The 23,718-nt window shown below is 38.8% G+C and carries 20 protein-coding genes; 16 read left to right on the top strand and 4 right to left on the bottom strand.

Features of this window, described 5'->3' with window-relative positions; all coding sequences use genetic code 11:
* Positions 1 to 25: 25 nt before the first annotated feature.
* Complete coding sequence (locus FEZ08_RS07350) at positions 26 to 1,054, bottom strand: LacI family DNA-binding transcriptional regulator (protein ID WP_138191075.1); 1,029 nt, start codon at positions 1,052 to 1,054, stop codon at positions 26 to 28.
* A gap of 230 nt (positions 1,055 to 1,284) precedes the next feature.
* Between FEZ08_RS07350 and FEZ08_RS07345 the strand changes: the two genes are divergently transcribed.
* The 9 genes from FEZ08_RS07345 to FEZ08_RS07305 all read left to right on the top strand — a co-directional run bounded on the left by FEZ08_RS07345 (position 1,285) and on the right by FEZ08_RS07305 (position 11,131).
* Entirely contained in the window at positions 1,285 to 2,688 is a 1,404-nt protein-coding gene (locus FEZ08_RS07345) for an L-fucose/L-arabinose isomerase family protein (RefSeq protein WP_138191074.1), read from the top strand.
* Between the two features lie 15 nt (positions 2,689 to 2,703).
* On the top strand, positions 2,704 to 3,522 hold the full coding sequence (locus FEZ08_RS07340; RefSeq protein WP_138191073.1) for a transketolase: 819 nt from the start codon (positions 2,704 to 2,706) through the stop codon (positions 3,520 to 3,522).
* Entirely contained in the window at positions 3,515 to 4,462 is a 948-nt protein-coding gene (locus FEZ08_RS07335) for a transketolase family protein (protein WP_138191072.1), read from the top strand. The genes FEZ08_RS07340 and FEZ08_RS07335 overlap by 8 nt, the downstream gene beginning before the upstream one ends.
* Positions 4,422 to 5,864 carry an FGGY-family carbohydrate kinase gene (locus FEZ08_RS07330; protein ID WP_199288050.1) on the top strand — a complete coding sequence of 481 codons (1,443 nt, stop codon included), beginning with the start codon at positions 4,422 to 4,424 and terminating at the stop codon, positions 5,862 to 5,864. The genes FEZ08_RS07335 and FEZ08_RS07330 overlap by 41 nt, the downstream gene beginning before the upstream one ends.
* A 51-nt stretch (positions 5,865 to 5,915) precedes the next feature.
* Entirely contained in the window at positions 5,916 to 7,211 is a 1,296-nt protein-coding gene (locus tag FEZ08_RS07325; protein ID WP_138191071.1) for a PTS sugar transporter subunit IIC, read from the top strand.
* Positions 7,212 to 7,232: 21 nt separating this feature from the next.
* The gene (locus FEZ08_RS07320; RefSeq protein ID WP_138191070.1) at positions 7,233 to 8,507 is read left to right on the top strand and encodes a glycoside hydrolase family 140 protein; all 1,275 of its coding nucleotides are present in this window, start codon (positions 7,233 to 7,235) and stop codon (positions 8,505 to 8,507) included.
* A 125-nt stretch (positions 8,508 to 8,632) separates the two neighbouring features.
* Positions 8,633 to 8,896 (top strand): hypothetical protein, encoded by a 264-nt coding sequence (locus FEZ08_RS07315; RefSeq protein WP_138191069.1) that lies wholly within the window; start codon positions 8,633 to 8,635, stop codon positions 8,894 to 8,896.
* 127 nt (positions 8,897 to 9,023) lie between these two features.
* A complete protein-coding gene (locus FEZ08_RS07310) occupies positions 9,024 to 9,683 on the top strand; it encodes a response regulator transcription factor (RefSeq protein ID WP_171014986.1) in 660 nt (219 codons plus the stop codon).
* Between the two features lie 2 nt (positions 9,684 to 9,685).
* Positions 9,686 to 11,131, top strand: a complete 1,446-nt coding sequence (locus FEZ08_RS07305) for a sensor histidine kinase (protein WP_138191067.1) — start codon at positions 9,686 to 9,688, stop codon at positions 11,129 to 11,131.
* 60 nt (positions 11,132 to 11,191) lie between these two features.
* On the opposite strand, the gene FEZ08_RS07300 is transcribed toward FEZ08_RS07305, so the two are convergent.
* Positions 11,192 to 11,686, bottom strand: coding sequence for a ferritin (locus FEZ08_RS07300; protein ID WP_138191066.1), 495 nt, complete (start codon positions 11,684 to 11,686; stop codon positions 11,192 to 11,194).
* A gap of 107 nt (positions 11,687 to 11,793) precedes the next feature.
* Between FEZ08_RS07300 and FEZ08_RS07295 the strand changes: the two genes are divergently transcribed.
* The 5 genes from FEZ08_RS07295 to FEZ08_RS07275 all read left to right on the top strand — a co-directional run bounded on the left by FEZ08_RS07295 (position 11,794) and on the right by FEZ08_RS07275 (position 19,118).
* Positions 11,794 to 12,075, top strand: a complete 282-nt coding sequence (locus FEZ08_RS07295) for a heavy metal-binding domain-containing protein (protein WP_138191065.1) — start codon at positions 11,794 to 11,796, stop codon at positions 12,073 to 12,075.
* A 158-nt stretch (positions 12,076 to 12,233) separates the two neighbouring features.
* Positions 12,234 to 12,554 carry a heavy metal-binding domain-containing protein gene (locus tag FEZ08_RS07290; RefSeq protein WP_138191106.1) on the top strand — a complete coding sequence of 107 codons (321 nt, stop codon included), beginning with the start codon at positions 12,234 to 12,236 and terminating at the stop codon, positions 12,552 to 12,554.
* 23 nt (positions 12,555 to 12,577) lie between these two features.
* On the top strand, positions 12,578 to 13,459 hold the full coding sequence (locus FEZ08_RS07285) for an aldose 1-epimerase family protein (RefSeq protein ID WP_171014985.1): 882 nt from the start codon (positions 12,578 to 12,580) through the stop codon (positions 13,457 to 13,459).
* Positions 13,460 to 13,671: 212 nt separating this feature from the next.
* On the top strand, positions 13,672 to 17,661 hold the full coding sequence (locus FEZ08_RS07280) for a 5'-nucleotidase C-terminal domain-containing protein (protein WP_138191063.1): 3,990 nt from the start codon (positions 13,672 to 13,674) through the stop codon (positions 17,659 to 17,661).
* A 149-nt stretch (positions 17,662 to 17,810) separates the two neighbouring features.
* Positions 17,811 to 19,118, top strand: a complete 1,308-nt coding sequence (locus FEZ08_RS07275) for a hemolysin family protein (RefSeq protein WP_138191062.1) — start codon at positions 17,811 to 17,813, stop codon at positions 19,116 to 19,118.
* A 53-nt stretch (positions 19,119 to 19,171) separates the two neighbouring features.
* Here FEZ08_RS07275 and FEZ08_RS07270 read toward each other — a convergent pair whose 3' ends face one another.
* A complete protein-coding gene (locus FEZ08_RS07270) occupies positions 19,172 to 21,145 on the bottom strand; it encodes an FtsX-like permease family protein (RefSeq protein WP_138191061.1) in 1,974 nt (657 codons plus the stop codon).
* A 9-nt stretch (positions 21,146 to 21,154) separates the two neighbouring features.
* A complete protein-coding gene (locus tag FEZ08_RS07265) occupies positions 21,155 to 21,931 on the bottom strand; it encodes an ABC transporter ATP-binding protein (protein ID WP_138191060.1) in 777 nt (258 codons plus the stop codon).
* A gap of 233 nt (positions 21,932 to 22,164) precedes the next feature.
* Between FEZ08_RS07265 and FEZ08_RS07260 the strand changes: the two genes are divergently transcribed.
* Both FEZ08_RS07260 and FEZ08_RS07255 read left to right on the top strand, forming a co-directional pair.
* On the top strand, positions 22,165 to 22,398 hold the full coding sequence (locus FEZ08_RS07260; protein ID WP_138191059.1) for a DUF1450 domain-containing protein: 234 nt from the start codon (positions 22,165 to 22,167) through the stop codon (positions 22,396 to 22,398).
* Positions 22,399 to 22,445: 47 nt separating this feature from the next.
* Positions 22,446 to 23,711 carry an HD domain-containing protein gene (locus tag FEZ08_RS07255; RefSeq protein ID WP_138191058.1) on the top strand — a complete coding sequence of 422 codons (1,266 nt, stop codon included), beginning with the start codon at positions 22,446 to 22,448 and terminating at the stop codon, positions 23,709 to 23,711.
* Positions 23,712 to 23,718: the final 7 nt, after the last annotated feature.

Genomic DNA, 23,718 nt, shown 5'->3' with positions numbered 1-23,718 from the left:
GTCGCACCGGTCAAGGTGCGACTTTTTATTTAAGGGTTTTGCAAGAGTTACGTTCAATCAGTGATGTGTTGATTAATATTTGGTAACTGTCATTGGGGTGTTTGGTTTCGATTTGTTGGCTGAGTTGCTGCAGTGACATTGCTGATAACAGATTTTTCTTTACATGGATGGTTGTGAGTTCCGGAGTAACAACATTGCCCTCACTAATGTTATCGAAGCCAATGATTGAGACATCATCCGGAACAGAGATTCCTATATCGGCAAGTATCTTTATGATGCTGATTGCCATATAATCATTTTCGCAGAAGATAGCGGTTGGCAAATCAGTAGTTGCCTGGATTTGATTTTTTGCTTGTTCATAAATGCCGATTTGCATTGCCGGCAAGTGGTAGATATGTTGTTTGTCAATAGTAATGCCAGCTTCATTGAGGGCATCATTAAATCCTTTTTGGCGGTAGTCGAAGTTATATATTCGTGGTTGACCCATGACGTAACCAATTTTAGTATGTCCGAGGCTAAGTAAATAGCGAGCTGCTTCGAAGCCGCCAAAGTAATTATTGATTGAGACAAAGCTCACTGGCATGTTGCGAATACAAGTGTCTAGAACAACGAGGTTTGGTTGTATATCTTTGACGATTTGAACTTGGTTACTTGACAGGTTAGTTCCAAGCAAGAGAATACCCGCTGATGGTTGTGCAATTTCAAGTTCAGTAAGTTCGTTTTGCATATCATCAGCGTTAATGGTTGAGATGAGCAGAGTAAAAGGATATTCTTTGATATCTTCGGTTAAATATCCGATAAGTTCATTAAAGAATGGCAGAGTTTCGTAGTGATCAGTAATAATGTCATTATTTTTGCATGCCAAAAAGCGAATAATTTGTTGGCCAGAAGTATCCTTTTTTTTATTATTACGAAGCGGGATGTAATTATACTCTTCGGCAATTTTTAAAATATGGGCGCGAGTTTTGTCACTAACTCCCGGTTTGCCGTTTAAAGCAAGTGAAACAGCAGATTTTGAAACTTTTGCTATACGCGCGATGTCATCTATCTTCAAAGTACATTCCTCCAGTAAACTAAAACTAAACTAATAGAGTTATTATAACATGATTACTTTTTGTTTATCAAATATTATCACTTTTTATGGAATAAATTAGCTAAATTAAACTAAACTTAAACTAAATATAAATAAACTATTGACTTATGTTTACTAAAATGATTTAATATTTAGTAAAGAAAGCGCTTTTAGTTTAGTTTTGACAAACTATAAACAAAAGGAGAATTATTATGAGTAAAGTGAGAATTGGCTTTGCACCAACACGAAGAAATATCTTTAGCGCGCCAGATGCGGTGAAGTATGCAGAGTTAACAAGAGTGAAGCTTGATCAATTAGAAATTGATTTTGTGGATATTGCTGAATTTAATGAGGACGGACTTTTATATGATGAAGCTGATTTAGAGCCAATTATTGAAAAATTCAAAGCGGCCAATATTCAAGGATTATTTCTGCCACATACAAATTTCGGTACTGAGTATGTTTGTGCGCGTTTGGCAAAAGCATTGGGAGTTCCGGTTTTGCTTTGGGGACCTCGTGATGAACGACCGGATGAAGATGGTATTCGTCTGCGAGATACCCAATGCGGCTTATTTGCAACCGGGAAAGTATTACGCCGCTTTCAAGTGCCATTTACATATATGACTAATTGTCGACTTGATGATCCTGAGTTTGAACGAGGGATAACTGATTTTTTGGCAGTTTGTCGGGTGGTTTCTGCATTTAACAGTATTAAGATTTTACAGATTGGCCCAAGACCTTATGATTTTTTAACAACGATGTGTAATGAGGGTGAGTTATTAGAGAAATTTAATGTGCAATTAGCGCCGGTGCCAATACCGGAGTTGATTGCTGAGATTCACCAAGTAAAAAAAGTGGCGCTGAGTGAGATTGATGTTACGGTGATGCATTGTCAGAAATGTACTCATGTGCAGATGCAACAACAGGATTTGGAGATGGTGGCGGCATTAAAAGTGGCTATGCAAAATTTGTGTCGAAAGTATGGTTGTAATGCAATTGCGATTCAATGTTGGACGGCGTTGCAAGATGAGATTGGTATTATGCCGTGTGCAGCGAATGCAATGTTGATTGATGAGGGTATTCCAGTAGTTTGTGAAACTGATATTCATGGAGCTATTACCAGTATTCTGATTGAGGCGGCAAGTCGCGAAGGTAAGAAGAGTATTTTCGCTGATTGGACGGTGCGTCATCCGGATAATGAGAATGGCGAATTATTACAACATTGTGGTTTGTTTCCTTTTTCAGCAGCTCGAGAAAAGCCAACACTTGGGTACCCATTAGCTTTTAGTCATCCAGGGGCAGTTGCAGCTGAAGCAAAGCACGGTGAATTAACTTTATGCCGTTTTGATGGCGACAATGGTGAATATTCTTTATTGCTAGGGAATGCCAAAGCAATTGAAGGTCCTTATACGAAGGGGACTTACTTATGGGTTGAAGTGGCTAATCTAAAACGATTGGAAGAAAAGATTGTGAGCGGACCATATATTCATCATGTGAGCGGTATTCATGAAGATGTTGTGCCTATATTATATGAGGCATGTAAATATATAGGTGTTACAGTTGATTTATATGATCCGATTGAAGAAGAAGTTCGGGCATATCTACGCGGTGAATAGAAAGCGGGAATAAAAATGGTTGATTTAGAGCAAAAAGCATTGCAAATAAGACAAGCAACTTTAGATTTGATTTATAAGCAGGGAGCTGGACACTTAGGTTCAGATTTATCTTGTACTGATATTTTAGTGGCATTATATTATGCAGTTATGAATATTGATGCTGCAAATCCGGAAGCATCGGAGCGTGATCGCTATATTCAAAGCAAAGGACATGCTGCGGAAGTTTATTGGACGATTTTAGCTGATAAAGGATTCTTCCCTAAGGAGGAGTTAGATACATTTTCGCAATATGGTTCAAGATTAATTGGTCATCCTAATAATAAAGTTGGCGGTGTTGAGATGAATACTGGTTCATTAGGACATGGATTGGCGATAGCCACCGGAATTGCCTTGGCGGCTAAGATGGATAGTAAATCTTATCATACTTACGTTTTAATGGGTGACGGTGAGCTTGCCGAAGGTTCGGTGTGGGAAGCAGCGATGGCAGCACCACATTATCAACTGCATAATTTGACAGCAATTATTGATCGTAATGGTTTACAGATTAGCGGTGCTTCGGAGCAAGTTATGGCGGTAGAGCCACTCGCAGATAAGTGGGAGGCTTTTGGCTGGCATGTTATTGAAGTAGATGGCAATAATGTGAATGAGCTTGTGCGAGTTTTGCATCAGGAGCCAGTACCGGCTAAGCCGACAATGATTATTGCTAATACAATAAAAGGTAAAGGTATTCATGCTGCTGAAAATAATCCTGCTTGGCACCATTATGTACCAAATGAGGGCGAGTATTTGGCAGCAACTAAAGATTTGCAGACAGGAGGTGAGCGCAATGAGTAATAAAGTTGCTAATCGGCAAGTTGTTTGTGATGTATTGGTTGCTGCTGGACAGCAGAATCGCGATTTAGTCGTGCTAACCAGTGATTCGCGGGGGTCAGCATCACTTGCGAAGTTTGCTGAACAACTTCCCGAACAATTAGTAGAAGTTGGCATTGCCGAACAAAATTTAGTTAGTATTGCCGCCGGACTTGCACATAGCGGTAAACGCAGTTTTGTAGCGTCGCCAGCGTGTTTCCTTAGTATGCGCAGTATTGAGCAGATTAAAGTTGATGTTGCTTATTCAAACACTAATGTGAAGTTGGTTGGTATCAGTGGCGGTGTCAGTTATGGTGCACTAGGAATGAGCCATCATTCCTTGCAGGATATTGCGGTGACTAGAGCGATACCAAATTTGCAGGTACTCTTGCCGGCTGACCGATTTGAAACTGAAGCAATGTTTCGGGCACTGGTGGTATCAAACCAGCCAGCATATATTCGTATCGGTCGAAACCCGGTCGCGGATTGTTATGAGTCGGCAGATTATGGATTTACTATCGGTAAAGGTGTTAAGCTACGCGCGGGGACAGATATAACTATAATTGCAACTGGCGAGATGGTGCGGGTTGCATTAGATACTGCTGAACTATTAGCACAAATAAATATTGCGTGTAGCGTAATAAATATTCACACGATAAAACCTTTGGACATTGAATTGATTCGAAGTGAAGCTGAGGCAACGCGGCGGGTAATATCGTTAGAGGAGCATAGCATTTTTGGTGGTTTAGGGGCAGCGATAGCAGAGGCGCTGAGTATGACAACAAATGTCATACACAAAATTATTGGTATCCCTGATGAACCGGTGGTGACCGGCTCATCAGCTGAAATTTTTTCTCACTATGGATTAGATGCGCAGTCAGTATATGAAGTTGCTCAAGAAATGGTTGGTGGTCATGATGGATGAATATCGGGTGGTGATTGATCAGAGTACTTCAGGAACTAAGTGTTTGTTGGTAAAGATTGATGCAGGTATTGAAGTAGTTGAACGACTTGATTGTAAGCACCAACAAATTTATCCGCAAGAGGCATGGGTAGAACATGATCCGATGGAAATAGTTGATAATGTGTATCGTCTTTTAGATGAATTGATTGACCGTTATCCCGGGCAGATTACAAGTATTTCAATTACCAATCAGCGGGAAACTATTGTAGCATGGCATAAAAGTACAGGTGAGCCATTAGCGAACGCGCTGGTTTGGCAGTGCATTCGTAGTCAGCAAATCTGTGAACAGTTAATAAGTGCCGGATATGAAGCGACTATCAGAGCTAAGACTGGTCTGAAGATAGATTCTTATTTTAGCGGTCCGAAGTTACGTTGGCTTTTTGAAAATAATGATGAATACAAATTAGCCATGCAGGCTGGTGACTTGGCGGTTGGTACGATGGATGCATGGTTGATATGGAATTTAACTGGCGGTCGTGTGTTTGCAACTGAACCAAGTAATGCCAGTCGTACATTACTATTTGATATACATCGGTTGGCATGGGATCAAGAGTTGATGGAGCTATTTAGAGTTACGCCAGAAATGTTGCCAATAGTATTGCAATCAGCAGACGATTTTGGCGACTATCGCGGAATTCCGATTATCAGTGTGATGGCTGATTCTCAGGCAGCGCTCTTTGGCCAGCAATGTCTGGACAATGGTGAAATCAAAGCAACTCTTGGCACTGGTTGCTCCGTGATGATGCAATTAGGCACTGGCGATGCTCCGAACAGTAATACAATGATGACAACAATTGCTTGGCAACAATGTGGTCGTGCTAACTATGCTTTGGAAGGAATTATTCGTTCGTGCGGAGACACTTTAATCTGGGCGCAGGAAAATTTACAGTTGTTTGATAGTCCGGAGCTAGCAACCCAACTTGCTTTTGAATTAGATGATAGTAACGGGGTGTTCTTTATCCCGGCTCAGCTTGGACTGGCGGCGCCGTTCTGGCGCCCGGGTGCTCAGGCTGCAGTCATTGGCATGACACGTTCGACCACTAATGCTCATGTGATTCGTGCGGTATTCGATAGTATCGTATATCAAATTAAAGCAGTCATTGATGAGATGGAGCAGTTAAGTAGCGCGAGCATTACTAAGGTGCGTCTTGATGGTGGCGTGACTAAGAATCAGCAATTAATGCAATATCTAAGCTCAGTATTGAATAGGGTTGTTGCTGTAAGTGAAACTGAGGAATTGTCAGCGCTTGGAGCGCTGGCAATTCCGGGAGCTTTTTCAATAAATAATAAATATACGTTATATACTCCAGAGCGAATACAGACAAATTATCATCAATGGAAGGGGTATGCCGATATGTTTTAAAATAGATACTAAAATACATATTGAAAAAATAAAAAAATGGAGGTTTTACAATTGGAAAAGTATATGGATAAGATTTTAATTTTTGCAGAAAAAGTACAATCGAATAATTATTTAAAGGCAATTTCAAATGGATTAATGGGTACTTTGGCGATTAACATTATTGGTTCAATTGCTTTATTGTTGGCAGTATTGCCAATTGATCCGTGGAAGGATTTTATTGCTTATGTTGGAATTGCACCATACCTGTTGACGGCATATTCATTAACTGTTGGTGTACTTTCATTATACGCAGCATTTTTGATTGGTTATAATTTGGCTAGAAATTTCAAACAATCACCCCTGACAGGGGCAATTATTTCTTTGTTTTGCTTCTTGATGATGACACCAATGCTACAATTAGAAGCTGGTTCAACACTGGATAGCAGTTGGCTGGGGGCGCAAGGACTGTTTACTGCAATGATTAGTAGTTTGGTCTTTACCAGAATCTATTGCTTCTTAATGGCTCGTAAGATTACTATTAAGATGCCAGAAAGTGTGCCTTTATTTGTTAGTGAAACCTTTGCCGGGTTATTACCAGCAATTATTGTTGGTGCTTTAGCAATGCTTGTGTCTTTTGGTTTTGGCTTTACATCGTTTACATCATTCTCAGGATTTGTTTATTCAATTATTGCAACACCACTGCAAAGTTTGTCGTCAAGTGTTTGGTCATTATTGTTTATCGTTTTGATTCAAATGATTCTTTGGTTCTTTGGAATTCATGGCTCATTGGTTGTTGGTAGTTTCATTACGGCACTCTATTTGCCAATGGATGTTGCTAATATGGATGCGTTGGCAGCTGGAGCGATGAACAGCGACCTGCCAAATATTCTCGGGCAATCTTTCTATAATATTTTTGGTGGTATTGGTGGTGCTGGTGCAACATTGTCGTTGATTATTGTAATCTTAGTATTTTCAAAGAGTAAACAAAATCGAACTATTGCCAATTTGAGTGCAGTTCCAGGATTATTTACTATTAATGAACCAATTGTTTTTGGGTTACCATTAATTTTAAATCCGATTATGATGATTCCATTTATTCTATCACCGTTAGTGCAAATTTTAATTGCTTACTTTGGTATCGCTTCTGGCATTTTCCCAAGACTAAGTGGGGTCCAGGTGCCATTCGGTACGCCGGTTTTAATTAATGGTTTCATTGCCGGTGGCTGGCAGATTGCTGTTTTACAAATAATTTGTATTCTTGCCGCTTGCCTTCTGTATTTCCCGTTTGTTAAACTATTAGATAAGCAGCAGAGAGATGAAGAAAAAGCGAACTTACATGAGGAAGTTGCAACAGAACCAGTATCTTAATAAAGAAACGGAATGATAAAGATGTTTGATATAAGTAAAGATAAGCGCTATTTTTTGGTAGATGGCGAACCAGGGTTTTATTTAGCAGATACTTGCTGGAGTGCTTTTACCAATATCAGCGATGAAGATTGGCAATACTATTTGTCAGTACGAAAACAACAAGGGTTCAACGTGATTCAAATTAATATGTTATGGCAATGGGATTCAAGTGCAACTAATTTAGCATTGTTACCATTCGGAAAGAATGCTGATGGAACTTTTGACTTTAGTAAACGCAACGATGCTTATTTTGACCGGGCAGTGCGTATGGTGGCGCAGGCGCGTGATTATGGAATTACTGTGGCACTAGTGCTGTTGTGGTGCAATTATTTACCGGATACTTGGGCGACAAAATTAAAGGCTACAAGTTTGTTTCCATTAGATCTGGTTGAAGAGTATGCTGAATATATTGCACAACGGTTTGCTAAGTATCAGCCTATTTATATTATTAGTGGCGATACTGATTTTCCTAACGATACCGTGATTGAGTATTATGAACGGGCACTGAATGCAGTGAAACGGGTTGATCCGAACGGATTGACAACTTTACATATTCAAGGACGGGCAGATAGTTTGCCAAAGCGTCTGCAAAACAATTCAGGACTTGATTTTTATATGTATCAATCAGGGCATAATAGTGCATACCAAGAAACTACCTATTTACTTGCCGAAAAATTTGCCGGCGAGCAACCACAAAAACCAGTTATTAATTCAGAACCATGCTATGAACAGATGGGATACAGTCGCAAAGTGTACGGTCGATTTAACCGTTTTGATGTGCGGCGAGCAGCGTGGCAAAGTGTTCTGTCAGGAGCTAGTGCTGGTGTAACTTATGGGGCGCATGGTATCTGGTCATGGCATACTGCAAGTGAGGATTTCGATTCAAGTGTCGGTGAGGCATTTGAACCACCATATGATTGGCATACGGCTTTGCATTTTGAGGGTGCTTGGGACTATGCTTATATCAAAACATTTTTTGAAAGTCATCACTTGCATGATATCAAACCCTGCCAGGACATTATCCTTGGCTCACCTGAAATTCGGGCAGCACAGCATGAACAGGCAATTTACATTTATCTGCCTTCCAACATTAAATTGCAATTGAAAGGCGATTACCAACAATATAAAATAAGTGCTGTCCATCTAGAAACAAAGCAAACCAGTATGCTTGATGCAAAATATAATGAGGATAAACAAATAACAACCTTAGCAATGCATCCGTTCATTGGTGATGCACTTTATATTTTAGAGAAATAGAAAAAAGCAAGCTCTGCTTCGGGGAGCTTGCTTTTTTGAAATTTTCACAAAGAAACTTTATTGCAAGATTATGGGTGATTATGGTATGCTTGTAGATGCGTGGGGCATATTACGGAGGGTTTTGTATGAATCAAGACAAAAAGAATGGTATTGGCTATATTTTTGCCGGGGGAGTTTTTCTGGTATTAGACCTATGGATTTTTTCATCGTTTATGGGTGGTGCTGACTCAGTTTCAGTTCCGCGTATTTTATATGTTTTCTATAGTGTTTTAGGATTTGAAATAACTTCATTGTTATTTGCAATTGTAGCAATTGCCTTAATAGCTTTTGGTATATTTAAAGTTGTGAAGGCTAAAAATCCAGAAGTTGATACGGCAGTAGCTGAGTAAGGAAAAACGGTCCGCTTATTGCGGACCGTTTTTTTGTGGAGTTTTTTCTACATAAGTTCTTCATAACTTTTTGCTATACTTTTAGTTAAGTTTATAAACGAATTATTTTATGAAAGGAGTGTTTGCAATGAAGAAACAATGTATTTTGGTTATTGAGGATGACGTTGAAATCAATAATTCGATTTGTGCTTTTTTGAAAAATGATGGTTATGTGGTGCTTTCGAGCATTGATGGACAGACCGGATTAGAAAAATTTTATAATCATGAGATTGATTTGCTGGTTTTAGATTTAATGTTGCCTAGTCTTGGCGGTGAAAAAATTTTATCAGAGATTCGCGAGGTGAGTTCAGTGCCGGTGATTGTTATCAGCGCATTGAATGATTTAGAGATTCAAAAGAATATTTTTACTCTGGCTGATGATTTTGTGGTGAAACCATTTCCGGTACAGATTTTATTGTATAAAATTCAGGCGCTTTTGCGGCGCGTATATGGCAATGTTGCTGAATATCTCTCATTTGCAGACTTACTTCTTGATTTGAATCGGTCACAAGTGTTAAAAGGTGATGAAAGTATTTCACTCACTGAAAGGGAGTGTGAAATTTTGAAAATTTTATTTTCCAATCCTAAGAAAATTTATAACCGCTCACAGATTGTTACTTTAGTCTGGGGTTATAACTATTTTGGTGATGACCGTGTGGTCGATGTCCATATTAAAAATATACGAAAAAAGCTGGGTAATGGTCTGGTTAAGACCATTATCGGAAGAGGCTACACCCTGGAGGGATAATTATGAAAAGAATACCATTATTTTGGAAGATATGGTTGATGTGTGAGTCAACTATTATTGTCACAGCTGTTGTTTGTATAATCACGCTGATATGGATTGTGCCATGGATTGGCACTATTCAGCGTACGGCTCAGGTTGAGCAAGCAAAAACCTTAGCAATAGAACTTGTAAAAGAAGAGGATAGAGGAAAAAGGCAAGTCACTATCACTGAAATTGAATCGATGGGATTTGTTATCAACGTTCAGGATAACAATCAAAAAAGGGTATACGCGACAGGAGGAATTGCATATCCAGCAGTACTAGCTCGTGTTATGGAAGAGAATTTTGTGGGTTATCAGTTTGGAATAGAAATAGAATATTTCAATCAAGAGTCTGAATCAGGTGTTATTTTTCCACTAGATGTTTCCGCAATTCCGAATTTCTACCCTCATTATGGCTTTGAAGTTGTAGCAAATGACCAGAGCTATAATGTGGTATTAGTCGATGCGGTTACTTCAACGCTTTCTAAAGATGATCCAATTTTTCGAGATTTTGAAGCTTTTGCGAATCAATCTCAGGCAATGTTTGTTGTGCTAGTAGTTGGCTTGATTGTAGCAACAATTTTCGCTTTCCTTATCGCCCGGTTTATTACTAAAAGGGTGAAGCGACTGAATACTACTGCAAAGCAAATGGAGAAATTCGAGATTGAAGTGCAAACTGAGACTAAATCGGGTGACGAGTTTGTGCAATTGGAGAACAGTGTTTATCAGATGTATGGCAAGTTGCGCCTGACAATTGATGAACTTGATGATGAGATGCAGCAAAACTTACAACTGGAAACTGATAAACAAGTATTTATGCGTGGTGCTACCCACGAGTTAAAGACACCACTTATGGCGTTAAGCTCAATGGTAGAGGGCATGGTGAATGACATTCCGGCATTTGAAGATCGCGATTATTATTTGCAACGTTGTGCTGATTATATTGATAAGATGCAAGTATTGGTTAATGAGATTTTAGATGTATCGCGCATCGAGCATGTGCAGAGCGAGGAACGCAGTGCGATTTCGGCGGTAATCAGTGAAAATATTGCATTGTATAATGAGCTGAATGAAGAAACGAAGATTCATTTCTATAATGAAGCAAGTAAGAACAGTGAAATTAATATGCCATATAACTATTTCCAAAAGATAGTTTCTAATTTAATGAGTAACGCGGTTCTTTATCACAAGCCAGGAAGTGAAATTGTTGTGCGTCTGAATGATGAGTCATTGTCATTCAGCAATCAATTTGAAAATACTGAAAATCTAGATGCTGAACAGTTGCTTAAACCATTTGAGTCGAATAACACAAGTGGTCATGGGTTGGGATTATATATTGTTAAACTGTTCCTAGAACGCTATCAAATTAATTTTCATCTCGATATTAATAATGATACGCAAGTGTTTACTTTCACGATTGATTTATAGGGAAAGAAAAAGAGCTGCGGGGTTAAGCCCCGCAGCTCTTTCAAATTTTCTTCAAAAAAATTAGTCTTCTCTTTTACCAAGTTTTTTGTCTAATTCATAGATGCCGATGTGTTCGTCACCAACAAGATCGAGTGCATCAAGAATTCTTTGTACTGAGTTTTCTTCTTCAACTTGTTCGCTGATGAACCAGTCAAGCATTTGGCGTGATGCATAGTCTTTATCTTTTTCGGCAGCTTCAATAATTTTCCAAATTGATTGAGTGACCATTTGTTCTTGTTTCAATGATGCTTCAAATACGTCACGAATATTAGTGAACTTAACATTTGCAGCGTCAAGTTTGTCAAGGTTATCGATTGATTCATTGACACTGTTTAAGAAGTTGATGAAGCGGTAAGCATGCTCGATTTCTTCTTGTGATTGTTTATTGAACCAATGAGCGAAGCCATCGAGTCCTTTGTTCAAGAAGCAGATTTCCATACCTTTGTAGTCATGAGCTGCTTGAAATTCCATAGTGATTTGGTCTAACATTAATTTTTTTACTTTTTTACTGATCATGATTATTTCCTCCTTGCTCTTTATATTATTAATTATAGCACTTTTGCACAGATTATGTGTTGTGAAGGCTTTTAATTTGTTACAATAGATGAGAAGGAGTGGATAATATGATTTTGACAACGGCAAATGACGTAGCTGGAAAGACGATTGTTGAGTATAAGGGGATCGCTTGCGGTGAGGCAATTACGCCTTTTTCCAACTCTTTTCAAAGAACTATAATAAATCACGAAAATTTTTCGTCGCTTCGTTCGCAAGCTTTTACGCAGCTACAAACTCAAGCTGAAAATCTTGGGGCGAACGCTGTGATTGCAATAAGTGTAGAAATAGTATTAGTGAGAGATATTTTTCCTGTTATCCATGTTTCAGGCACTGCCGTGGTTGTGGAGTAAATTTTTGGATAAGGCGGGCAACCTACCTTGCCCGCCTTATCGGCTATTAACTAGTTGTGAAATTCACATATTTATTATTCGGAATTTGCTATACAAATTTTGTGAATTTTATTATAATGGATATGCAGACGACTTTTTTATGGAGGTTGGATTACATGATTACAATTACGACAACGCCGTCTATTGAAAGTAGACAAATTGTTGAGTATAAAAAGATAGTTTTCGGTGAGGTTATCATCGGTATTAATGCGTTTAAAGATATGGCAGCGGGGATGCGCAATATTTTTGGCGGTCGTTCAGCAAGTTATGAGCTGGAGCTGCAACAGGCACGTGAAGATGCTTTGCGCGAGATGTCGGAGCGGGCGATGGAAGTTGGTGCCAACGCGGTTGTTGGTGTTGACGTTGATTATGAGGTGCTTGGAACTGGCGGCAACATGATTATGGTTAGTGCTTCAGGTACAGCGGTAGTTGTGCAATAAACAGAACTAAAGGAGAGAAACTTGTGGTTATATTAGCAAATGAAAAGCTGTCGGTAACGATTGCCAAGGCTGGCGCGGAAATTCATAGTGTTATGCATCAAGAAACCGGAATTGAATACATTTGGAAAGGTGACGCAAAGTTTTGGGGTCGCCATACACCGGTGCTTTTTCCGATTGTTGGTAAATTAGTTGATAACCAGTTTTTAGTGAATGGTGAGACCTATACGATGACGCAGCATGGTTTTGCGCGCGATATGGAATTTGTTTGTGTTGAGCAAGAACCGACACGGGCTGTGTTTTGCTTAACGAGTAATGAAGAAACGCTGGCTAAGTTTCCTTTTGGGTTTGAATTATATATTACGTATATTCTTGAGGGCGAGAGTGTGCATATTGATTGGCAAGTGAGCAATCCGGATACTGATGAAAATTTATATTTCTCAATCGGTGCTCATCCGGCATTTTCAACAACATTGATGCCGGGCGATAGTTTTGAAGATTATTATTTTGAATTACCGGAAGTTGTTGAATTGCAATCACGTGATTTAACAGCTGATGGTCAATTAGGTGATACCTACACGTCATTAGGACGTTGCCGGGAAATTCCTTTGCATTATGATGTGTTTAATAAAGACGCACTTGTTTTTGAAGATTTAGAATTCGAAAGCATTGCCTTACGTTGTCGCAATCATGATCATGGAGTTAATGTGCAATTCCACGGATTTCCGGATTTAGGACTTTGGACGCCGCGTACCAATGGTATGGAAGCTCCATTTATTTGTATTGAACCATGGTTTGGCCACGCCGATACAGCGGACGGTCCGTTTGAAATTTCCCAAAAGCCGGGGATTATTGAGTTAAACCCTTTGAAAGAGTTCAATACCAGATACAGTATGATATTTTATTAAAGCGGGAGCAAAACGATCCGTATCGTTTTGCTGCTTCTTTTTTTATAAAAGTAAAAAGTTAGAGGATATATTAGGGATGATTCTGAATGTTTCATCGTAAATATAAATATGAGTATATAAGGGAGGGCCTGCGTCAATTAAATAAGAAAATCAGGATAAGCAAGAAGGGTAAGATCTTGCGCAATAATAGAATTTATATGGAGTGATAAAGTATGAAGAAAACCCGTCGTATTTCGGCAATCACCGTAGCAATGATATTAGTATTGGGTGTGGTGGCCCAATTTTTACCTGTATTTCAAGTTCAGGCTGAAGCGAAAGCGGCAGAAGATGCTACCGTAATTAATTTACTGGCAACATCTGATGTACACGGACGTTTTTATCCGTGGGAGTACGCAAGTGATAGTGCTCTTACAGCTGGAAGTTTGGCACAAATCGCAACAATTGTTAATCAAGAGCGTGCTAATAATCCCAACACGATTTTAGTAGATAATGGCGATTCAATTCAAGATAACTATTCGCACTTATTTGTTAATGAAGACAGAATGCCAACAATTGCAGCTATGAAAGCAATTGGTTATGATTCTTTTACTTTAGGGAATCATGAATTTAACTATGGTATGGATGTTCTTAATAAAGTAATTGCTGACGCAGAATCAACTGCAAATGGTGAACATAAAGTTTCAGTGTTAAGCAATAATGTTTATGATCCAACTGGAAAAGCAATTGCCGGTAATTATATTATTAAAGAGATTCCTTCTAAATCAGGCGGACGCCCAATTAAAGTAGCAGTTATTGGTACAACGACACCTTGGATTACTAAATGGGATTCAGCTCATTTAGCCGGCTATGATGTTAGAAATCCAATCGAAGAAACTAAAGCAACTGTGCAAACAATTAAAGATAATGGTGGAGCAGATGTTTATGTTGTTGCCGCTCACATGGGTTATGCCGGCGAATATGGGAATGGCGATAGCACGCAACAATTAGCTGCTGAAATTCCAGAAATTAGTGCAGTTATTACTGGACATGAGCATTCATTGTTTGATAGCCGTACTTCTGGTAATGCAACTTTAGTTGAGCCAGGAAAATATGGTGAAAATGTTTCTAAAGTTAATATTACTGTTGTTCCTGACGGGAATGGCGGCTATACAGTTACTGATAAAAGCAGTAGTAATATTTCAGTGAAAAACGTTGCCGCTGATCCAACTGTTTCATCAGTGTTGGAATCATACCACACAACTGCATTAGCTGATGCACGTACTGAAATTGGTACCTTAACTGGCGGTGATTTAGCACCAGCAGCAGAAGTAAAAGGAATTACTCAAGCACAAATCCAAGATTCAGCATTGATTGATTTAATTTTAAAGGTTCAAATGCAATATGCTGAAGCAAGCGGTGCTGTCCTAAGTGATGGGCACCACGTATCATCAGCAGCTTTATTTGATGCAAATTCAAACATTGCTGAAGGTACTATCAAAAAAGCGGATACTTCAAAAGCGTATAAGTATGATAATACTTTACAAACCCTGAAAATTACCGGGGCGCAATTGAAACAGTATATGGAATGGTCAGCAAACTACTATAATCAGTATAAAGCTGGAGACTTAACTATTTCATTCAATGAAAATATACGTATTTATAATTACGATATGTTTGGTGGCGTTAACTATAAAGTTGATATTTCAAAACCAGCAGGAAGTCGTATTACTGATTTAACTTATTCTGACGGAAGCCAAGTCGGCGATGCTGATTTAGTTTACTTAACTGTAAATAACTATCGTGCGTCAACAACTATTACAGGAACATTATTCCCTGATGCAAATATTGAGACTGTTTTTGATTCTTCAACAGATCCAACAACAGCTGCAACTGTTCCGGCAGTTCGTGATATGATTGGTGAATATATTGCTAATCAACCAGGGCAAACAATTACTAATACAGTTGATAATAACTGGTCAATTATTGGTAATAACTGGGATACAGCTTTACATAATAAAGCGGTAGAATATATTAATGCTGGAAAAATTACTTTACCAACATCTGCTGATGGACGTACACCAAATGTTAAGAGTGTAACTGAAGCAGACTTAAATACTCTTAATACGGTAACTTTAGTATCAGTAAATGATATTCATGGTAACGTTGAAGAAAGCGGGAAAAATGTTGGTGTTGCTAAAGTTGCTGGATATTTAGATACTTTACGTGCCCAAAATCCAAAAACTTATTTCTTAGGTTCAGGGGATTTATTCCAAGGAACAGCAATTTCTAACTTGACTCAAGGACAAGTTATGAATAAGTCGTTAAAAGAAATGGGTATGGTAGCATCAGCACTCGGTAACCATGAATTTGACTGGAGTCGTGACATGATTGCTGACTGGGCAAGCGATGGCGGCTATGACTTCTTAGCAAGTAATATTGTCTATAAAGATACGCAACAACCAGTTGAATGGGCTAAACCATACAAAATTCTTCAAGTTGAAGTCGGCGAGCGTACAGTTAAGATTGGCCTTATCGGTATTGCAACTCCTTCTACAGCAGCACAAACATTACCAGCAAACGTAGCGGATTTAGATTTTACTGATCCGGCAACAGCAGCAAATAAATGGGCTGCATACTTGCGTGATACTGAGGGTGTTGATACAGTTATCGCATTAACGCACTTAGGTACTTACCAAGGCAGCGATGGAGTTGTTACTGGTGAAGGTGCTGAGTTTGCTAAAAATGTTGTAGGTGTGGATGCAGTATTTACTGCTCACTCTCATCAAAAAGTAAATGGTGTTGTTAATGGTATTCCGGTCGTTCAAGGATTATACAATGGGCGTGGATTATCAAAAATGAATTTAACTTTTGATGCGACAACTGGTAACTTTGTCAGTGTTACAGGAGAGTTTGTTGATTTAACAGCACAAGCAGCAACCTTGCCAATTAATCAACCAGTAGCAGATATTGTAGCTGATTATAAAGATCAATTACAACCAATTTTAGATGAAGTTATTGGTGATAATGTCCGTGAATTAACTCATGATACAACTACACAAGTAACCCCAATGGGACAATTGACAGCAAAAATGATGTCTGAAATCGGAAATACTCAAATCGCCATTATCAATGGTGGTGGTATCCGTGAAGGATTAAATGCTGGTGACATTACAATGGGTGAAATGTATGCTATCTTCCCATTTGATAATACATTGGTGACTATGGAACTGAAAGGTTCAGACTTAAAACAAGTTATTGAACATGGTATTATGTCAACTGGATTCCGTCCAGGACAATTCTATGGAATTGATGTATGGTATGATTCAACTCAACCTGCCGGCAGCCGCATTACTTCAATGCGTTTACCTGACGGTACACCAATTGATATGGATACATATTATACAGTTTCTACTTTAGACTTCGTATATGCTGGCGGCGACTACTATGACTTCTCAGCGGCAATCAACGTTGTTGATACAATGGCACCGCTTCGAGATCAATTAGTAAACAAAATTAAAGCTGAAGGCGGTATCGACTTCACATATAAACAAAACTTAATTGATGGTGTTGATACGACAATTACTGCAAATCATTTTGTGATTGAAGATCATGAAGTAGCAGGATTGACTGCTGAGCAAGTTATTAATAAAGCAGCCGCAACTTCTGCTGATGGCTCAACACTTACCGTTGACTTCAGTAATGTACAACCAACATTTGGTGTTCATGAAGTAACGATTTCAAATGGTTCAACTACTAAAACAATTAAAGTTGGTGTAACTGACGCGGATTCAATGTATGATGCGGCAAAAGGCATTATCTTTAAAGCGCAAGCATTTGAAATCACTCAAACACAAGCTGGCAACTTAACTCATGACTTAATTAAAGACTTGAGTAAAGCCCAAGCACTTGACTTAGCAACCGGAACGGCTGCAGGTGTCAATGCTGACTTCAGCGCTGTGAAAACAGCAGTAGGTACATATCCAGTTGTAATTACACCGGTGCCGGCAACCAATGCACGTATGGCACTCTTTGCAACCGGAACATCGATGACGATTAATGTAAGTGTAACTGCTGATGGTTCAGGAAGCGGTGAAGGAACTGACCTGCCAAACACTGGTCAAAACCAAACTGAAATGTTAGCACTTGGCTTAATTGCCGGAGGATTAGGAGTTGCAGCATTTGCAATCAGCCGCCGACAAAGAAAAAATGACCAAGCTGCTTAATTGAAGAAAGTAATAAGGAAGCGGGCCTACCCCGCGTCCTTATCAACCCGTGGATTCCCTGAGGAATCCATGGGTTTTTTAAAATTGCATTTTAATAAGGTTTTTTGCTATAATAGGCTTAAGTTTAAAATAAGGAGAATGATACATATATGGGAATTGATTTTGATCCCTCCAGTATTTGGCTGCTTGCAGCTATTATGATTTTAATTATCTTTTCAGCATTTTTTTCGGCATCGGAAATTGCTTTTTCAAGCGTGAACCGAGTTCGTCTGAGAAATTATGCTGAGCAGGGACGCCATAACAGCAAGCTTGCTTTGCAGATGGCTGAGGATTTTGGAACATTGATTACAACCGTGTTGATTGGCAATAACATTGTTAATATTTTGATTTCAACACTAGCAACTGCGCTTTTTACCAAACTTTTTGGTGTGGTGGGGGTTGCATATAGCGTTGTTGTCATCACGATTGTTATTTTGATTTTTGGAGAAATATTTCCCAAAGCATTAGCAAAAGAGTATGCGGAAGGTTTTTGCATAAAAGCGGCACCGATTTTGAAGTTTTTTATTATAATTTTAAAGCCGCTTTCGATTATATTTGGCAGTATCCAAAAACTGTTGCATCGCTTGCGGAAAAATACCGATGCACAGCCGTCGGTTACTGAGGAAGAACTGATGAGTCTTGTTGATGCAATCAATGAAGAAGGCTACATTGACGATGAGAAGAAAGACTTAATTCGCAGCGCTATTGAGTTTAATGATACCCCGGTTTCGGAAATTTATGTTCCCCGGGTTGATGTTTTTGCCGTCAATGTCAATGATGAACAGGCAAAAATTGTCAAACAATTGCTTGAAAATCACTTTTCGCGGGTTCCGGTTTACGATGAGTCAATTGATAATATTGTCGGTATTTTGTATGAGCGTGATTATTTGTCAGCTTTAGTACAAAATAAGAATACCAAGATTGCTAAGTTGATTAAACCAGCAACCTTTGTTTCAGCAGCAATGAAAGTTGATGATGCTTTGGCATTGATGCAAAAAAACAAAGCGCATATGGCAATTGTCATTGATGAGTACGGGGGAATGGCCGGTATTCTGACTATGGAAGATATTCTTGAAGAACTTGTCGGTGAAATATACGATGAATATGATGATGTTGTTTCTTTTGTTGAGAAAGTAGATGACCATGTTTTTAAAGTAAATGGTGATTTAAATCTTGAGGATTTATTTGAAAAATATTTAAGTTATCCCAATGTACCATCAAGTGAGTACAATACCGTTAGCGGTTGGGTATTTGAAAGTATCCAGGGAATTCCTGAAGTTGGTTTATCATTTGACTATGAGAGTATTCACGTGGAAATCATTAAAGTTGATAATCGTCGCGTCAGTGAAGTGTTGCTGACAATGCATGACGATTACCGGTCAGAAGATGTTGCGGAGGAAGCTGACTTCGCCGAATAAAATTGGAAAGGGACACGCCGTAGAACGGCGTTTCCCTTTTTTTTGAGTTTTTGCTAATAATCTAAAAAGCGATTATTTTTAAAGATACGCTTAGTATATGAATGCAGCACTTGTCGATAAATGAGCCAAAAGAGTAGAATAAAGCCGGCAATAATACCAATAGTTGTAATGTATAAATCAAGAAATGAAAGTGAAGCAAGCGCTGCTTGGAGCAGGAATGAAAAGAGGTAGATAGCCAGAATTGTGTGTAGCACGCCAACTGCACAAGGAACAATGAAGATAAGTCGGAATTGCATGCGGATACTGCCAATAATTTGACTTTTATCCATACCTAGGGCATATAGGTTTTTGAAGTAATCTATTTTTAGACGACCGTCAGCAACAAGTTTAAAGTATAAGATTGATGCTAGTGTTAGGAAAATGAGAATTGCCAGACCATAACTGCAGAGAATTAATGTGCCGCCACCATTATAGTAAAGGGTATAAGTATAGAGGATCGAATCATAGGGAATATCATTATCATAAAGATAGTTTGTTAGTTCGTAATAGTTATTGGTGAGGTTACTGTTGTCTCGGTAACTGGCAGTAGTAAAGGTAATTGATTGGTATTTTGCCATCAATTGATTATAAAGTTCATCGCTGACAATTAATGAGCGAGAGTCGCCATAATTAGCTAAATATCCATTCAAAAAGTTATTTTGACCCTTAGGAACAGTTTGGACTCTGGTGTTGCCGAGATCGATAGTAAACGGTTTAGGTCTTTCTTTTGATTCCAATAGGGGGTTGGTGTTATAAACAGCTTGAGTTTTGCTGAGATTTAAATCAGCTCCATTAGAGATATCATTATAAGTAGATACTGAGAAGACTGCCAACGAAGTAATGGACTGAATATTAGTGAGACTATTCAGGTTAGTTGCGTTTAAATTAAAATGGAACTGGCTTTCGTCAAGTAAAACAAAAGAATAGTGGTCTTCGTTCGTCAAGGGATTATTACCATTATTATTGAGCATATTGTGGATGATACGGGATTCATTTTGATTATCAGGATTAGTGTAAATATAGGCAAATGGAAAATCGGCATTAACACTTTGGTCAATATTTTGATAGAAGAGTGTGGTGGCAATAAGCATAACTAAAGCAATAGTTGTTAGTGTGGTAAAAACTCCAAGAAACAAAGTGAAGTTTCGCAGCTGGTATTGCAAACTGGAAATAGCAATAAAGTTTTTGGCATTACGTAAATAAAGTCTGGTTCGTTTGAGAATACGTAAAAATATTCCGGTAAAGTAGCTGAAGAATAGGAATGTTGCCGGAACAACCAGCCAGAAAACCGAGAAGCCAATAAGTAAGAGCACGTCGAAATGATCTTTGGGATAAAAAATCAGGTAATAACTAAAACCAAATAATCCAAAGGCAATAAAACTCATAATGAATGAGCCTCTAAGTGGTTTTTTTATCGTCATCTTTTGATGGACTTTTTTAGCATTAAGCATATAGATACGGATAATTGTAAATAAGATACTAAGACCCATAAAGATTAAGAAAGTTGTCAGTGTATATTGAAATGCTTCATAATCAAAGAAGATTGGCATACTTACATCAGGGGCAACATGAATTAAGGCATAAAGTAAGAGTGTAAAGAAGTGAGTAGAAACAACACCGATAATTAAGCCAATTAACAAAGCTAAGCCATTGATAACCAATGTCTCAATAACAAAGATAATAGCCAGATGATGTTTTTCAAAGCCAAGTGAATAATAGACAAGCAGTTCAGGATAACGGATACGTAAAAAATAACTGCTGGCGTAAACTATGAAGACGAATGTAAATATATAGAGTACAAAAATAGAAAGGCTGACTACTGATTGAAGGTAGCCATAGTTAAGGTAATCAATTGTAGGATCTAATGACAGGTGAGTAATAGCGGTAAAAGTATAAAAAATAAATACCGAAAAAGCAATGGTACAACAATAACCAATGTAGTTGCGCATATTTGATTGTAAGTTTTTTAACAAGAAATGAAAAATCATAGATACTCCTTACAATTCGCGGGTTTGTTCAATGCTGTTTTCCAAAGCCGAAATAACCCGGGTTACCGAGTTGAAAAATTGATTTTGCGGACTATTGCCGCGATATATTTCAGTGTAAATCATGCCGTCATTAATGAAGAGCACCCGATCACAATAACTTGCTGCTAAAACACTGTGGGTAACTAGCAGAATGGTTGAATGCATTTGTTCATGAATCATTGTCAGCAACTGCAAAAACTTCTTGGCCGTATGCGAGTCCAATGAACCGGTTGGTTCATCGGCAAGAATCAACTGCGGCTGGGTAATCAGCGCCCTGGCTGCAGCAACACGTTGCTGCTGACCGCCGGAAAGCTCAAAAGGGTAGCGGTTAAGCACATCGGCAATGCCGAGCTGAGTGGTAATTTGTTCAAAATACTTTTTCATACTTGCCGGCGGCCGGCTATTCAATACAATCGGCAGGTAGATATTTTCGCGCACATTTAAGTTGTCCAGCAGTCGGAAATCCTGGTAAATGAAACCAATATTTTTGCGGCGGAAATGGGTGCGCGACATTTCGCTGAGCAAGGTAATGTCATCACCGTTTAAAAAAATCTGGCCACTGGTTGGCTGTTCGAGGGTGGCAATCAACTGCAACAATGTTGATTTACCAGCACCGCTTGGTCCCATGATAGCTACAAATTCACCAGGTTCAACAGTAAACGATATATTGTTTAATGCGGTGTAGCTTTGGGCACCGATTCGTGCGGTATATGTTTTTTTAAGCTGACGAATGTCAAGTAAAGTCATGGTATTGCCACTCCTTATTGATAAATGTAACTTTAGTATACCACAGGAAGTGCGGAATTTGAGTGCTGATATGAAAATATGACATTTATGTTAGGGGAGAATTTTTGGAACGCGGCGGCGGCCACCCCGCCGCCGCGTTCGTCGTTTTTGCCAAGAAGGTCGATTCGTGCAATTTTCACGTTTTTCATGTATAATAGTGAGGTAATATTAAGAATTTTGAGGTGTTTTTACCTATGAATATAGAATTAAAGATTTGCGGGCAGTGTAAAGGGACGAATGTAAAGACTTTGGTACCGCGACTTTTAGAATTATTTCCTGAAGCAACGATTGAAGATAAGTGCCATTCAGTTTGCGGTCCGGGTCGGACGATGGCGATTGTAATTATTGGTGATCGTCAATTTATGGCGCCAAGTGAAGATGCGTTGCTGGCGCAGCTGGCGGCGTGGAAAGAGGATGAAGATTTATAAAAAAGTTGGCCAGGAATTCTGGTTTCAGAGAAAGGTGGGATTGAACTATGACTACATATTTGACTGATGCAAAGGTGTTCCGTGATCCGATTCATAATTATATTTTGGTGAATGAGCCTTTGATTTGGAAGTTGATCAATACTTACGAGTTTCAGCGCTTGCATCATATTCATCAATTAGGCGGAACATTCCAAGCATTTCATGGGGCTGAGCATACGCGTTTTGGTCATTCATTGGGTGTTTATGAGATTGTTCGCCAGATTTTAGAAAAGGTTGAGCCGATTGCTGAACTTTTGGATGAACGGGAGCAGCTATTGGTTTTTAGTGCTGCGTTATTGCATGATGTTGGTCATGGGCCATTTTCACATGCGTTGGAATCAATTATTGGTTTTTCCCATGAAGATATGAGCAAGAAGGTTATTATGGATCCCGATAGTGAGGTGCATCAGCTTTTGACATCAGAAATGGATGAAGCATTTGCTGATGAAGTTGAGGCAATAATTGCTAAGCGGCATCCAAACCAAATTTTGGTTGAATTAATTTCCGGGCAGGTTGATGCTGATCGTATGGATTATCTGGCACGGGATGCATATTTTGCCGGTGTTCCATATGGAAATTATGATATGACCCGAATTATGCGGGTGATGCGGGTTGCCAATGGTCATATTGTTTTTAAAGAGAGTGGCATTCATGCTTTAGAAAATTATATTATGAGTCGTTATCATATGTATGTGCAGGTTTATAATCATCCGGCAGGAAGAGCGTATGAATTCTTGCTTGAAAAAATTGTTCAGCGACTAGTACTATTGCGTGAGCAGGATGAATTGAGTTTTGATTATCCGTTGTTGTTTGAACTTTACGACCAAAAAGCGAGTATGCCTGTTTCCCGTTATATTCAATTTGATGAGCATGTCATGTTTTATTATATTCGCATGTGTCTGAATGAGACTGATATTTTGTTACAAGATTTAGCTAATCGCTTCTTGCGGCGTCAGTTGCTTAAATATGTTGATGTGAGTAAAGAAGAAGCGGAGCAATTTGAAATGTTGTTCGCAAAGGCAAGTGCCGATAAACAAATGTATGCTGCAATTGAAAAATTGGAAAACCAAGCTTTTAGCGGTACCGGTGATGAAACAATAACTATTGAAACGCGTAATGGCGAACTTGTGCCACTTACAGAAGTATCATTGGTAATGGGTGCATTACAAGAACAAACTTATGCTGCCGAGTATCGAATTTTCTACTACCCAGAAATAATCGACGCAACTAAAAAAGTAACCAGCGCAGATAAAATTTTAGCCTGGCTGGGGTAATTAATAT

This window comes from Culicoidibacter larvae (assembly GCF_005771635.1).
Taxonomy (GTDB): Bacteria; Bacillota_I; Bacilli_A; order Culicoidibacterales; family Culicoidibacteraceae; genus Culicoidibacter; species Culicoidibacter larvae.
Note: the sequence above shows the minus strand (reverse complement) of the source record. Positions and strands in the feature narration are given on the sequence as shown.